This is a genomic window from Caldalkalibacillus mannanilyticus JCM 10596, from assembly GCF_000615945.1.
Classification (GTDB): domain Bacteria; phylum Bacillota; class Bacilli; order Caldalkalibacillales; family JCM-10596; genus Bacillus_AT; species Bacillus_AT mannanilyticus.
Genome location: NZ_BAMO01000007.1, coordinates 56,371 through 69,965, shown reverse-complemented (window position 1 = coordinate 69,965; position 13,595 = coordinate 56,371). Strand labels below are relative to the sequence as shown.

The 13,595-nt window shown below is 37.4% G+C and carries 13 protein-coding genes; 11 read left to right on the top strand and 2 right to left on the bottom strand.

Annotated features, from left to right (window positions below; genetic code table 11):
- Nucleotide 1 precedes the first annotated feature (1 nt).
- The 9 genes from JCM10596_RS05940 to JCM10596_RS05895 all read left to right on the top strand — a co-directional run bounded on the left by JCM10596_RS05940 (nt 2) and on the right by JCM10596_RS05895 (nt 9,507).
- Nucleotides 2-1,081, top strand: a complete 1,080-nt coding sequence (locus JCM10596_RS05940) for a baseplate J/gp47 family protein (RefSeq protein WP_025026329.1) — start codon at nt 2-4, stop codon at nt 1,079-1,081.
- 18 nt (nt 1,082-1,099) lie between these two features.
- The gene (locus JCM10596_RS24160) at nt 1,100-1,975 is read left to right on the top strand and encodes a glycoside hydrolase family 113 (RefSeq protein ID WP_051541194.1); all 876 of its coding nucleotides are present in this window, start codon (nt 1,100-1,102) and stop codon (nt 1,973-1,975) included.
- 4 nt (nt 1,976-1,979) lie between these two features.
- Nucleotides 1,980-2,705, top strand: coding sequence for a putative phage tail protein (locus JCM10596_RS24155; RefSeq protein ID WP_234410420.1), 726 nt, complete (start codon nt 1,980-1,982; stop codon nt 2,703-2,705).
- Nucleotides 2,702-2,986, top strand: a complete 285-nt coding sequence (locus tag JCM10596_RS05925) for a hypothetical protein (protein ID WP_025026328.1) — start codon at nt 2,702-2,704, stop codon at nt 2,984-2,986. Before JCM10596_RS24155 ends, JCM10596_RS05925 begins: the two co-directional genes overlap by 4 nt.
- Nucleotides 2,986-4,137 carry a hypothetical protein gene (locus JCM10596_RS05920; RefSeq protein ID WP_025026327.1) on the top strand — a complete coding sequence of 384 codons (1,152 nt, stop codon included), beginning with the start codon at nt 2,986-2,988 and terminating at the stop codon, nt 4,135-4,137. Before JCM10596_RS05925 ends, JCM10596_RS05920 begins: the two co-directional genes overlap by 1 nt.
- On the top strand, nt 4,137-5,114 hold the full coding sequence (locus JCM10596_RS05915) for a Kelch repeat-containing protein (RefSeq protein ID WP_025026326.1): 978 nt from the start codon (nt 4,137-4,139) through the stop codon (nt 5,112-5,114). The genes JCM10596_RS05920 and JCM10596_RS05915 overlap by 1 nt, the downstream gene beginning before the upstream one ends.
- Nucleotides 5,115-5,145: 31 nt before the next feature.
- Nucleotides 5,146-5,529 carry a hypothetical protein gene (locus tag JCM10596_RS05910; RefSeq protein WP_025026325.1) on the top strand — a complete coding sequence of 128 codons (384 nt, stop codon included), beginning with the start codon at nt 5,146-5,148 and terminating at the stop codon, nt 5,527-5,529.
- A gap of 414 nt (nt 5,530-5,943) precedes the next feature.
- A complete protein-coding gene (locus tag JCM10596_RS05900; RefSeq protein ID WP_025026324.1) occupies nt 5,944-7,845 on the top strand; it encodes a right-handed parallel beta-helix repeat-containing protein in 1,902 nt (633 codons plus the stop codon).
- A 30-nt stretch (nt 7,846-7,875) separates the two neighbouring features.
- On the top strand, nt 7,876-9,507 hold the full coding sequence (locus tag JCM10596_RS05895) for a right-handed parallel beta-helix repeat-containing protein (RefSeq protein ID WP_025026323.1): 1,632 nt from the start codon (nt 7,876-7,878) through the stop codon (nt 9,505-9,507).
- Nucleotides 9,508-9,680: 173 nt separating this feature from the next.
- On the opposite strand, the gene JCM10596_RS05890 is transcribed toward JCM10596_RS05895, so the two are convergent.
- Nucleotides 9,681-10,211 carry a GNAT family N-acetyltransferase gene (locus JCM10596_RS05890; RefSeq protein WP_025026322.1) on the bottom strand — a complete coding sequence of 177 codons (531 nt, stop codon included), beginning with the start codon at nt 10,209-10,211 and terminating at the stop codon, nt 9,681-9,683.
- 497 nt (nt 10,212-10,708) lie between these two features.
- Here JCM10596_RS05890 and JCM10596_RS05885 point away from each other — a divergent pair, with 497 nt between their 5' ends.
- Entirely contained in the window at nt 10,709-11,269 is a 561-nt protein-coding gene (locus tag JCM10596_RS05885; protein WP_025026321.1) for a pyocin knob domain-containing protein, read from the top strand.
- On the top strand, nt 11,256-12,260 hold the full coding sequence (locus JCM10596_RS05880; protein WP_025026320.1) for a PQQ-binding-like beta-propeller repeat protein: 1,005 nt from the start codon (nt 11,256-11,258) through the stop codon (nt 12,258-12,260). Before JCM10596_RS05885 ends, JCM10596_RS05880 begins: the two co-directional genes overlap by 14 nt.
- Nucleotides 12,261-12,386: 126 nt before the next feature.
- Here the strand turns inward: JCM10596_RS05880 and JCM10596_RS05870 are convergent, their stop codons facing one another.
- On the bottom strand, nt 12,387-12,977 hold the full coding sequence (locus tag JCM10596_RS05870) for a hypothetical protein (RefSeq protein WP_025026319.1): 591 nt from the start codon (nt 12,975-12,977) through the stop codon (nt 12,387-12,389).
- Nucleotides 12,978-13,595 lie beyond the last annotated feature (618 nt).

Sequence of the window (13,595 nt, the reverse complement as noted above, 5' to 3'; positions counted from 1 at the left end):
AGTGTATGAACATCAAACCTATGAAACGATTTTAAAAAGGATGCTAGATCGAGTATCTAATCACATAGATAAACGGGAAGGCTCTTTAATTTTTAATGCGTTAGCTCCAGCCGCAGCTGAATTAGCTCAAATGTATATGGAATTAGATATTCATTATAATCTGAGCTTTGCAGACACAGCTTCTGGAACAGAATTAACAAGAAGATGTGCCGAATTTGGAGTGAATCGAAAGCCAGCGACGAAAGCGAGGCGAAAAGGGGAGTTTTTTAACAGTTCAAACCATCCTGTAGAAATCTCTCTAGGAAGTCGTTTTTCGATTGGTCAAGTGACCTATGTCGCCATTCAAGCCCTTGCTACGGGTGTCTATATCATGGAATGCGAGCAAGCGGGAACCGTAGGAAATCAGCAATTTGGAACGATGCTTCCCATTCGTTTTCACCCCGAGCTTGCTCGTGCTGAATTAACGGACATTCTCGTATCTGGTGAAGAGGAAGAAACAGATGACATGTTAAGGAAACGATATTATGAGGCAGTAAATGAGCCAGCCTTCGGAGGAAATGTGTCCGATTATAAACAAAAAATAAATGGAATAGAGGGTGTGGGGGGAAGCAAGGTTTTTCCAACCTGGAATGGAGGAGGAACTGTTAAGTGTACCCTTATTGCGAGTGATTGGAACGAGCCTTCTTCAGTTTTGGTGCAGGAAGTGCAAACCTTAATTGATCCAGTACAGGCACAAGGACAAGGAATAGGAATTGCTCCAATTGGTCACACCGTCACTATTGCAGGAGTTAGTGGAGTGACAATGGATGTGGAAACAACGATAATTTGTGAATCAAATACGACTTTAAGCCAAGTGCAACCATTGATCGAGGAAGCGATCGAATCCTATTTACTTCAACTACGAAAAAACTGGGCAAATGAAGAACAGCTTGTGGTCAGGATTGCTTTTATTGATGCTGCGATCTTAAGTGTTCCCGGTGTCATTGATGTATCTACGACCACTATGAATGGTTCATCCACAAATATTCTATTAACTCCAGAAGAGATACCAAAGCTGGGGACTGTAGCCCTTCAGACGTAAGAAAGGAGTTAGAAACATATGCAACTTATGAAGGCAGGGAATTTGTATCTGCCTAAAGTAAATCAAATTCCATTGATCATATCAAATGCAAAGAAATTAGGCTTAAATGCCTTAAACGTGCCTGTTATTATTGATTTTTCTGATTATGATATAAGCCAACCGGTCCTTAATCTGGATTCCAAAACAACAGCGATGTCTATTATACATGCGCTACACAAAGAAGGATTGAAAACAATACTAGAGCCTTATCCCCTTGTGCGTGGAGGAGAAGGGAGCGAAACGGGAATTGTACCAAAGGATGTAGAGTTGTTCTTTGTCACATGGAGATCCATTTTACGGGAAATAGTCCATGATATCGCTCAACCATTGCAGGTGTATGCTCTAAATACATCTTCTAATCTTGTGCATCTCGAGTCATATTCCGATGAGTGGATCGGCTTATTTAGAGAGATCAAGAAAATCTATTCTGGACTTGTCACATACCGAACAAACTGGTGGGTTACAGCCGTTTGGGATACGGGTTCAGGAAGTACGACAGAAGCCTATCAGCAGAAGATGAATAACCCCTTGTTTAGCTCATCTGACTTAGACTTTATATCCATATCAGCTTATTTTGAATTGACAGAAAGAGCGCTTCCTAGCGTTACGCAGCTCATGGAGGATCTGGATGCTTCGACCATCTATTCACGAGGGCAAAACATTTTTGCTGAGATCAAAGCCTTCTATGATAAATGGAACAAGCCTATATTTTTTGGTGAGTTAGGGGCTCCCAGTCGAGAGTATGCAGCCTTCCAGCCTTGGAATGCGGAGCCAAGTAGCGTAGAATCTGAAATCGCTCAAGCTAATCTGATTGAGGCATATCGCAGGAAGTTTAGCCCATTTAAAGTGAGGTGATTGAATGACATGGTTTATGGGTTTTTCAGTTTATCAAATCAATGATTCACAATCTACTTTTTACCCAGTAGATAAGCTGGCTCAGGATAACATCCTGCGATTTTTAGGTAATTTATACCCATCAGCACAGAAGCAAGAAAAGCAAGAGAAAATTCTGATTCATTATTTGCCATCGTACTACCGAGATATTCTGGATTTTGTTGAACTGACAAACACCGAAGATACTGAGGTAATGGCTCTTACTAAAACGAAGCAGAGAGTATTTGACAATGCCTTTGTTTCTACTTCTGATACCCAAGCGATCACCAGACGTGAGCGTTTGTTAGGGATCCAAGCCAATGCTCAAGAGGAAACTATCGATTTTCGAAGGCTACGTATTCTGAATCGGTATCAGACGAAGCCTCCCTTTACGTTAAACTACTTACAGCAGCAGCTAGATTTTTTAGTAGGGCAAGGGAGAACACGCGCTGAAATAGATGCTCAACATTTTATCCTGACCATTACTACGGCGATCGATGATGCCAGTTTGTTTAAGGAAGTCCATCATACAATTGAAAGAATAAAGCCAGCCAATGTAACGTATCAGCAGAACACAGCGCTTCAGGACAGAGTAGTAGTAAACGAGAGCTTATCGACAAAAGCCATTACATGGAATTATAAGCTAGATGGATCATGGAAAGTAGGAGAAAAGCCATTTATCTCGATGGGGACGGAGGTGGTTGTTAAGTGATAGAAACCAATTTTTTGAAAGAAGTAGCTCATTTTATTGATACCAAAGTGGATAAAGTAGTCATCAATGGAACGTATGTTATCTCCGATTTTCAAGTGAAAAAGGTGAATCAGAATGTGATGACTCTTAATTATATGGTTCCTGTTGCTGAGGTATCACTGATCACGCTCATTGAGTTGAAGGATTCCTCTGACCAGGTGATCAGTACAAATCAGGTCAATATACCAATAACGACAGATCATCTCATGATACAAACAATGGAAGTGAAAGGGGGAGCCTAATGGCAAAGACCGATTGGAAATTAAATGATGTCATACAACCCAGTGACATGAATCAAATAGGACAAGAGATTAATGAAAAAGAAACACCCGAAGGTGCGCAGGAGAAAGTAAATGAACATGAGAATAGAACCGATAATCCGCACTCCGTGACGCACTCTCAAGTGGGACTGGGAAATGTACAAAATTTTAGTATTGCAACACAAACGGAAGCTGAAGCAGGAGCGGCAGCGAATAAGTATATGACGCCAGAACGAACCAAGCAAGCAGTGGATAAGTTTACAGAGAGTCACAGTAGAAAAGTCATGGAAACCATGTTGGGTGGTGTCAGCACTGAAAATGGGACAAACACGTGGGCAAAAATAGGTGATATTTTATTCCCGCCGCCTTCAAATAGAGATGCAAGTATAGTATTATCTATTTCTTTTGGCGGGCACACTATAGCAAATATCGGCAATTGCTTAATTGCTATATCTGCTAGGCAGAGTTCAACATCGCCAAATATGGATATGTCTGTACAAATATTAGCACTTGCTCAAAATGGGAATACATCGATACGGGATGATTCATTTAAGCTTGTTTCAGACGGTGCAGGTAAGCCAGTTAGCTTGTGGGTTAAGAAATATCAGACTTATGTGCAATGTACAGTATATGAGGTATCTAAAATTTTATCATCTGATGTATTTGTAACCTATAACGATAATGCTCCTTGGCAGAGTGAAGAGCCAACAGGTGTATATAGTGCAGTATCAAATGGACTGACTTATAGGGATTTACGAGTCGTACATGAGGGATTTAAGGCGACACAAGCACAAGCAGAAGCAGGGACGGATCATACAAATTATATGACGCCTAAGACAACGAAAGAGGCAATAGAAAAGCTTTCCATAGGTACATCAAACAAGGATATTGTGAAAGAGAAAGCTTTAGTGTTAAAAACGGATACTCGTACTATAACTTTGACCTATGATGGGGAAAATCTAACCAAAGTGGAAGAGAAAGACGATGCTACAGTAGTTAAGACTACTAATTTATCTTATGATACTGATGGGGATTTGATAACTACTGAAGAAATTGCAGGTGGGAGCACGGTAACATCTACACTGTCCTATACTGATGGTAAACTATCTAGCGTTAGTAAGGTGGTGACATAATGGACTCTGTTGCTTATGCTTTAGCTAATAGTATTGAATTGAAGGATAGAGGATGGCGTAATATGAAACCCTTACCACTTGCAAGACACAAGTTAACATCTTCATCGATCAATGGAAAAATATATGTTTTGGGTGGTAGACGTGGTTATAACAACATAAATTATAGGAGAAATGATGAATATAATCCGATAACAGATACTTGGTCTACTAAGGCGGACATGATTTATGCAACCTATTTAACAACGTCCTCAGTTGTTGGAGGAAAGGTATATGTATTGGGGGGCGTCACAAATTTACAAGACTACAACAGAAATCAAGAATACAATCCAGAAACGAATACATGGACTCTTAAGGCTAACTTACCTGTCAATGTTTATGGTTTGACATCCACTGTAGTAGACGGAAAGATATATGTTATAGGGGGAACGTTAGACAATGGTTCCCTTTCTAATCGAAATGACATGTATGACCCAAGTACAGATACATGGAGTACCAGAAGTAGCATGCCTACTCAAAGATCTGAATTATCCTCATCTGTAGTTGACGATATGATATATGTCATGGGGGGATACACAGGGAGCAATACGGCATCTTCAGTTAATCAGCAATACAATCCTATTACGAACTTATGGAGCACTAAGGTTAGTTTATCGCCTGGTAAAATGCGTATGACCACTTCTGCTGTAGGTGATAAAATATATCTAATAGGAGGATCGACTACCAATTCGATGTCAAATGCTGACGCAGAAAATCGTGTATACAACACAGTAACTAATTTTTGGTCGAGTGATACACCCATGACTATCAAAAGACAACATTTGTCCTCCTCCGTAGTAGATGGAAAAATATACGTTATTGGAGGTATAACATTCAATATGTCAGGAGATGACATTGAGCGTTCAGCGAATGAAGAATTCACTCCAACATCATATATAAAGGGACAAAAAGCATTATTATCATGGTTATCAAGTAACTAAATATAAATACAAGAAAGGAATTATATAAAATATGATATATAAAGATGTAGAATTAAAATGTACAGAGGAGAAGTTGGATGAGTTTATCTCAGGCTTAGATATAAACTACTCTCTTCACGATTTCGATGAGCTATATAACGGTGTAAAGGTTGCAAATCCCACAAATGACGCAAATGCAAAATATTATGTTCTTAAATTAAATGATATGGTTTATTTACAAGCACATTCTCCATTCGATTCAGGGTTTGTAGCCATTACAGATGAAAACTTTGAGGAAGTAATGAACGGACACAAGGAAAGTATTGTGGATGACCTTATTTTTGGTAAATTCGCTGTTAACAAAGAAGAGGATGCTATGCAAGAGCAGTTAGATGCAGTAGCCTTTGAAATCTTACAATTAAAGGGGTTGGCATAATATGAGTGGATGGAAAAGTATATTAGAGCGGTTGTATAAGTCTGGGAAGATCGATGTATCTGTTTTAGAAAAATGCTTAAATTCTAATTTGATTACTGAGGAAGAATACTTGATAATAATTAAAGCAAATGTAATTTAATTAAAGATAGTCAAAATACAGGAAGAAATTAGAGTGTGTAATTGGGATTATTATGATGTTTATGGGTGACACAGAATATAATTGATTTAACAATAGGAGATAACCATTTCATTAAGGAAGCGGTTATCTTTTTTATTTTGATAAAAAATCATCATTAACTATCCCCTCAAAAACACAGGTTGGAATAAACCCCTATTCCCTCCTGTGTTTTATAATACATCCTAATCCCCAACTATATGCCCCTATATAAAAATACGATTGAAGGAGATATTTCTATGTCAGAAAATCATAGCTTCCAAGATCCACGAATTGGAGATGCCAACCTTTTTAGACGTGACGACCCTACGATTATTGAAAAGATGAAACATGAATTTGAAGAGCGAGGAATTAATATTCAATGGTTTAAACAGCGAGTTGTTAACGATGATTGGGCCCCGGCTATTCATGCAGCAATCAAATATGCAAATACTAAGGGGATACAACATATTTTTTTTCCAAGTACACAAGTTTATCGTTACAGTCGCATCAGCTTAGATAACATCCACAACATCACACTTTTTTCCCAAGAGGCTGAATTAAGACAGCAGGCAGGCACACATAGATTTGAAATTAAAGGAAACTCTTCAAATATTAAAATCAAAGGCTTCATTTTTAATGGGGAAGAGTCAGGAACAATCTCTAAGAACGCTCATTTAATTACGATTAGGGAGTCTGAAAATATTACAATAGAAAACTGTGCATTCAAAAATTTACTGTTCGGAACCTCTTCTCTTGATGGGGATATGCTTGATGGTAATGACGGTATCTATATAAGAGCAAATTCGAATGATCCGGGCTACCATATAAAAAATGTAAAAATTATTAATTGTTCATTTAAGGATCTGTCTAGACAAGGAGTTTCTATTATCCAGGGAGAGGATATTGTAATTAAAGATTGTCATTTTGCGGTTCGAAGAAGCGCAGTTGATATCGAACCGAATCATTCTTATGAGTTGAGCCGAAATATCACTATTGAGAATTGCGTGGCAGATGCAAGGGTGCCTACTCAACGAATATACAATACAAATATAGAAAATCACCAACCTGACTTAGAACCAGACGGAGTTTTAGACATGCATTACACTGTACAAGCGCAGTTAGGGGTTGCCTTTCAGGCGACAGCTCCGAATCTGGATGTTTCGGGACGCACGTTAGAACAAATATATTTTGTTAACTGTAAAGTGTATGGTAATGGGGACAGTAGAGGAGCGGGCTTTGAATTTAACAGAGTTTCTAATTCTAAAATGATCAATAATGAAGTGTATCAGATGCATGCTTCTAATGTTGAAGGTGTGGTTATGGTAAAGGGAGCAACCTCTAATCACTGTCACAATATTAATATTGAAAATATGATTATTAAAGGCTTTGACAATAAACCAGCTTTCTTAATGTATAATTGCCGTTCAGCAAAGATCAATCATTTACAAGTGTCAGAAGGGATCGGGAAAGGGTTAGAGGTGCGAAATCCAGCAAAGGGTGAAAAGGCATTACAGAACATAACGATCAGAAATTCCTCATTAATCAATTGCGGAAGTACAAGAAATCCTATGTCGGATCTAAGAGATATCACATTAATAGATGTAGATTATTTGTTAAATGATAAACGAACTGTAGATAAAGCAGTATGGACGGAAACATTTAGAACTGCATTGAAAATGATTCGGTGTAAGTTTGTGTGTACGGGTTCTAGCACTCTTAACAGAAGTATATTTCCAGACACAGCTCGATACATGTATGTCATCCTAGACTCTTGTGAATTTAGGAATACCGGAAATATGGTCATCAACGGACGAGTGAATGCAAATGAATATTTCTTCCTAAAGGTTCATAATTGTATTTTTGAAAACACAGGGTTTCTTGAGATAGGAAGAGATGCCCAGGATGTTGTTATAACGAACAACCGATTTTGGAATGCTGGCGGAAACAATTGGGTGGTACTGGCTCAGCACACCTCAGATTTAGTATTTAAAGATAACGTGTTTAAGAAAACCGAGGGAAACACAGCAAGTTGCCTTAATTTCTCTACTTCTAAGCCTATCAGTAATAGAATAATTACTGGGAACATGATCATTGGAGATTATGTAGAAAAAATGGTGGGAATGAAAGACGGGGATCTTGTGGCTCATAATCTTATATAAGTAAAATACGATGATAAAGGTGGTTTATGAATGGATAGGTCATACAATATTCAATGGGCTTTAATCGAATATGATAAATGCAATGCTGAAAATGTGGATTGTACAGAGAAGGTTCAAGCGGTTTTAGATGTAAAGAACGAAATCTATTTCCCAGCAGGTGTATATCACTTTGCAAATCTATTAAGAGTTAGAAGTAATACGAAGATAGTTGGTCATAATGCAGTGATTAAAGGTCCAGGTTTTAAAATCATTGATCAGGAAAATGTAAGGATTAGTGGTTTTGTTTTTGAAGGTACTGCAACTACTGGTTCAGATCCCCAGGCAGGGATTTGGTTAGAAAGATCCCAAAACGTAGATATTGAAAGTAATACGTTTATTCAAACAAGAATCTATTGTCAAAATGCAACGAACACCGATGAATATAAAAACATTTTTATTCGCAACAACCAATTTAAGGGGAATTATAGCGGTTTCAAGAGATGTAATGTGCTCCAGGTCGATGGCTTCAACCAAATCAGGATCACAGATAATACCTTTGAATGTGATGGAGTCACTCGTTTTATGAAGCTATCTACTGGAGGCTCTGTAAAACAAAATGATGGTAAACCTAACTTTGTAGAAAATTACAATAAAAACTTGTTTGTAAGTCGAAATATGATTACTGGTAGCAGAAGGCTCTCTGATAATAAACAGGTAATTGATTTTTATGCTGGAAATGGAGAAGCGATTATCTCTGATAATATTGTTATGTTGCCACATGAAACGACTGGCTCTACTATTTTCGAAGGGAAAAATAGTGGACAAGAACCACAGTTAACGGTAACAAACAAACAGAAAAATATTATTATCTCTAACAACATCCTTATTGGTGCATCGGCATCATACTCCATTATGTACTATGGTGCTTATGGGACTGATTTTATTTCTGAAGAAAAGCAATGTATCACCATTTCTAATAATTTAATCAAAAATACTCATGAAGGTCAGAATATATTGGAAGCGATTAGAATAAGAGGAATGCATCAAGTCAATATCAATAATAATCAAATTAATTTCACTGGGGATGGGAATTCTATTAGAGCCATTAGTGTCGACGGAAATAAGTCGACTATTGTGAGTGGTAATGTCATTGAAAAAGGTTCTATTGTTTCGATCAATAACTCTCAGAATACTACATCAATGACTTTCACAAAACCTGCTGAAGATTTGGTGATAAAAGGAAATGTGCTAAACGATTGGCGCTACTTAGGAGGTGTCGCTCTCGTTAATGGAACGTTTCAAAATGTAGTGATAGAAGGGAACGTGTTGAAATCATCTAGAACGGAAACCCCTGCATCATGGGCAGTGCGATTCTATAATGCAGAGGTAAGGCAAGCCATTGTCGTTAACAACACATCAGATGCACAAGATCGTAGCAGTCGAAATGGGATAAGAATTGACAATGGGGCAGTTGTTGATCGTTTAACGGATAACCTTAACAGTTGGAACAGAAAAAGAGTAGAGGGAACCACTGCTCCTACAGCAGGTAAGTGGAGTAGAGGAGATATTGTTTATAATACTCAGCCTAGTGAAGGGAATTATGCTGGATGGATTTGCGTAGCGAGCAATGGAACTGATGTTGGCACGTGGAGAGGTTTTGGTTTAATAGAGCATAACGAATAGGGATAAAGCAGCTCTACCAGCTTAGTGGTCAGAGTTTTTTGTGCTTCTACTTAATTAATAAAAAAAGGTAGTTATATTATGGAAATCTCTTCTGAAAGTAATAGATTTTAAGACTTACTAGGTTTTTTAAAAAGGAGAATAACCCGCACTCTTCGGGTTATCCTCCTTTCAAATCAATCCGTTACAAGCCTCGAATACATACACAAGTCAATGAAGTTTCCTTTTGACTTTTCATATTGTCTCAACGTTCCTTCGAATGTGAAATTGAGCTTGGATAGAAGTTTAATAGAATCTACGTTTTCAGGTTCTACCTTCGCCTCAACTCTATTGAGCTGTAAGGAATGAAATGCTTGATTTATTAAAGCAGAGAGAGCTTCTGCTGCAAATCCTTTGCCCCAATAGGATTTAGCTAGATCATATCCAATTTCAGTTTTCTCATTCTCAAAATCTATAGTATTGTAGCCACACGATCCAATCACTCGATTAGATTCTTTTTCAATGATGGAATATCGGTACGCTTTTCCTTCTTGCGCTAAGGTATCTAGATAGTTGATGATGTCTACTGCTTGGCTCTGATCAGTGAAACCCTCAATATTCATGAACTTAGTAACGTCTGGATCGGACCAGATGCTATAGAGATAAGGTGCATCGGCAAGTGCCATTTTTCGCAAATGTAGTCTTTCGGTATACAACTCTGTAATCAATATTTTTCCCTCCAAAGTAGTTATTGGGTGAGTTAATCATATTGATATCTGCGCATAGTTCAGTCCCTTCTAAAATAGAATACAGCTTGATTATATATCATTTAGGTGTATTCTAATACCTTTTAGGTTGACTAAGGTATGAATCAGCATAAATAGTATGTCCGATATGTCCGAAGTGTCCCAAGAGATGCATGATACATTTTTTTACAGTATACTAGGTATATAACCCGTTCTTAAGCGAGATGCAACGAGAACGGTATACTATAAATAATAGATTCAAATGTCTGAGCGAAACCCGCAGGACACGGATTGACAGAAGATGTTGTCAATCTGTGTCCTTTTTTATGCTTGATTCTGCAGAACATTTGAGAGGAAGGGGGTGATCCTATGTAAAGAGGAACAGATAGATCACTTATATTGGAAATGATTTAGAAAACAAGCAACAACCTACATCGTATGTCTTATGCTCAAAAAATGCAAATAAAGGAGGAAACGTAGTGACAGAAACACATGGACAAGTAAATGATGTTAAACAACCTAGTGACTTGAAGCAAATTGAGCAGGAAATATCTACTCTTGTTGCTGCAGGATTAGGTGAGAGTGACCCTATTACAATATCCAATTTGGATGAAGCGTTATCTAACGGTTGGTATGCCTGGAGCAGTACAACCTTAAACCGTCCGAACCTACAATTAAATGGCTTCTCTTCAGCTGGTACAGTACTAGTTGTTAGAAGAATCGCATCGAGAGTTGTACAAATAGCTTGTGGGGCATCAGGAAACAGGGTTCCTCATCTCGCAGTGAGAACCTTAGGATCATCTGGATGGGGTAGCTGGTACAGGCTTTGGCATGAAGAGAATCTTGTAAAAGCGACTCAAGTCATCGCAGAAGAAGGGACAAATGATACGAGATTTATGACACCTTTGAGAACAAAACAAGCCATCACTAAATTTGGAAACAGTTTTATAGAAAATAAAAATAACGGAAAAAAATACACCCTTCATGTAGATGATGAGGTTTATACCTTAAGGAGGTCTAAGAAATATGGCGACAGGTGATATGATCCGCATAGGCGGAGGTTTGCAAGTGGAAGGATATACAAATAAAAAAGTAAATCCCTATGTAGAAGTAAAGGATTACGGTGTCCTAAACGCCCCTTTTCTCTCAGTTTTTGAAGTAGACGAAGAAAATGATGCGCTTTATGTAGCTTATGCTAAATCAGGTCGAGTAGCTAAACTACGGTTATCAACGAATGAATTTCTTTGGAGTATAAATCTAGCAAAAACCGACTGGGATGTAAAGTTATTAGTGGGTTCTGACGGCGTATATTTAGTAACATTTAGTTATGTAACTAAATTAAGTGCTCATGATGGTAGTGTTATATGGCATAAAGATGGTTTCACTAAATTATCGGATGCTCAATTAAAAATAACAGAAAGTGAAGCCTTATATGTTTCTAGTGAATCAGATACTCCTTTGTACAAAATTAATACTGCTACAGGGAGAATTGAAATATCAGTAAGAAGAGGGAATGGTATAAATCACCTTCATAAATTATGTATTGATAGGGAAGAAGATAAAGTATTTGCTTTTGGACCGGATACATTGTATAAATTTAATGGTTCAACATTAGAAATAGAAAAAAAAGCTGCAACAAGTGTATCAATTTTCAGAGCAAATATTGAAATCGACCCCGTACACAAAGTAATCTATTGTTTTTCTCAGCAAGATATTAAGTATTATGAAAGTTTCAATTACAAACTAGAGAGTTTAGTTCTCAAGACTGACTTATCAAATTTAGATGTGTTTATGCCCTATCCCGAAAAAAATTTCATTATGGCATTAAATTACCCAAACGCTAGTACATTGAATGCTAAAATTTTAGGAAGTGCTTTGAATGTGAAATGGACAGGCATTATTCCGAATCTAGAACCGCTTGTTCTTTGGCGTAACGCAGTTAAAGGAAAACTTACTGGTTTAGTATATGTTAGGCAAAATAATACAACTCATATTAACATATACGCTCCGGTAGTAAAAGGATACTATTAAAAAAGTAGTAATGCTATAGGTTTAATAAATGATCCCCAAAAAATCCCCAGTTTAAATGACTGGGGATTTTTTTGCGTTTTTAATGATAGTATATCAGCAAGCTTTTCCTTCTTGAACTCCATATCCCTATTCTGTTTCTAAAATTTCCCCATCATGAGTACTAATAACCAATAGTTTACCGTCTAATGCCCCTTTATCCACTTCAATATATCTTCTAGGTGCTAGTTCTTTCTCATCATCGGGTGCAGATAGCTCTACGAGCACGTTGATGACTTCATCATTCAAGATTTGTAATGAACGTATATCTAAACCATAGCCCTTGTATTCTTCATTGGAAATCTGGATAAGGAGAACATCTTTTGTTTCCCAATTGAAGGAATTAGAGATTTCTTGAGGGTGGTTTTCTCCGCTGAAGATCCAAATGCCTCCGGTTGGTTGACGTTTGGGGGCTCCCATCATCCAGTTTATTTCTCTGAACTTAATTTCAGGATTCACAGTGTTTGCTTTCTTAGCGGCTTCAATCAGCTTATTGGAAGCAGATGCTTCGTCCTCGCCATTCTCTTTTTGCTCTTCTGCTTCTTCTTTCTTATTCTGTTCCTCCTGCTGTACACCTGTTTCTTCTACCTCAGGCGTCGTTGTGGTTTCTTTTTCTCCACCACAGCCTGCCAGCATAATGACAAGCAAAACTAAACCTAACCATCTTAATCTGCGATACAATGTTGTTACCTCCCATTTTCTATGTAGTAAAAACTCTATCATGATAGAAGTCTACTTTATCCTACCAAAAACAAAGTGAAAAAAATGTCGAAATTTAGCACAAGAAAATATTTTGTAGAACAATGGAGATAAATCTGTCGTTCAAATGAAAAGCGAACCAGATCCCTGACCTGGTTCGCTGTATATGTGCGAATTCTAACTGTAACTGTACACGTGTATCTTTATTTATGAAATGAATCGTATCATTTCCATTATTAATCATCTACATGATATAGCCGCGGTGTTATTCCACATGGGTCGTTTTTAAAACTAAACAACATAAGCCCTACCTCTCTTACGTCCTAACGGCTCCGAAGCCGATCCAGTGTGAATAATTCCTATATAAAAACATAGCAGAACGCCAGTATCTTACACTTGTGTTTACGATTTCAATTACTTTCTTCGCTTAGCACATTATAAAGGATAATATCTCTTTTGTCAATATTAAAATTCAACTAATCATAATATAGTCTGTTCTTTTTTGTGAAAATTATAAATCATATTGACAAGAATAATAAAAGAGAATAAAGTAAAGTCATAAACAATGTGTAACCGTTTACACGTGTGATGTTAAATGAT

Excerpts from the sequence above, each read along its gene's own strand:
- JCM10596_RS24160 (WP_051541194.1), top strand. The coding sequence starts at position 1,100 with ATGCAACTTATGAAGGCAGGGAATTTGTATCTGCCTAAAGTAAATCAA.
- JCM10596_RS24155 (WP_234410420.1), top strand. The coding sequence starts at position 1,980 with ATGACATGGTTTATGGGTTTTTCAGTTTATCAAATCAATGATTCACAA.
- JCM10596_RS05920 (WP_025026327.1), top strand. The coding sequence starts at position 2,986 with ATGGCAAAGACCGATTGGAAATTAAATGATGTCATACAACCCAGTGAC.
- JCM10596_RS05915 (WP_025026326.1), top strand. The coding sequence starts at position 4,137 with ATGGACTCTGTTGCTTATGCTTTAGCTAATAGTATTGAATTGAAGGAT.
- JCM10596_RS05910 (WP_025026325.1), top strand. The coding sequence starts at position 5,146 with ATGATATATAAAGATGTAGAATTAAAATGTACAGAGGAGAAGTTGGAT.
- JCM10596_RS05900 (WP_025026324.1), top strand. The coding sequence starts at position 5,944 with ATGTCAGAAAATCATAGCTTCCAAGATCCACGAATTGGAGATGCCAAC.
- JCM10596_RS05895 (WP_025026323.1), top strand. The coding sequence starts at position 7,876 with ATGGATAGGTCATACAATATTCAATGGGCTTTAATCGAATATGATAAA.
- JCM10596_RS05880 (WP_025026320.1), top strand. The coding sequence starts at position 11,256 with ATGGCGACAGGTGATATGATCCGCATAGGCGGAGGTTTGCAAGTGGAA.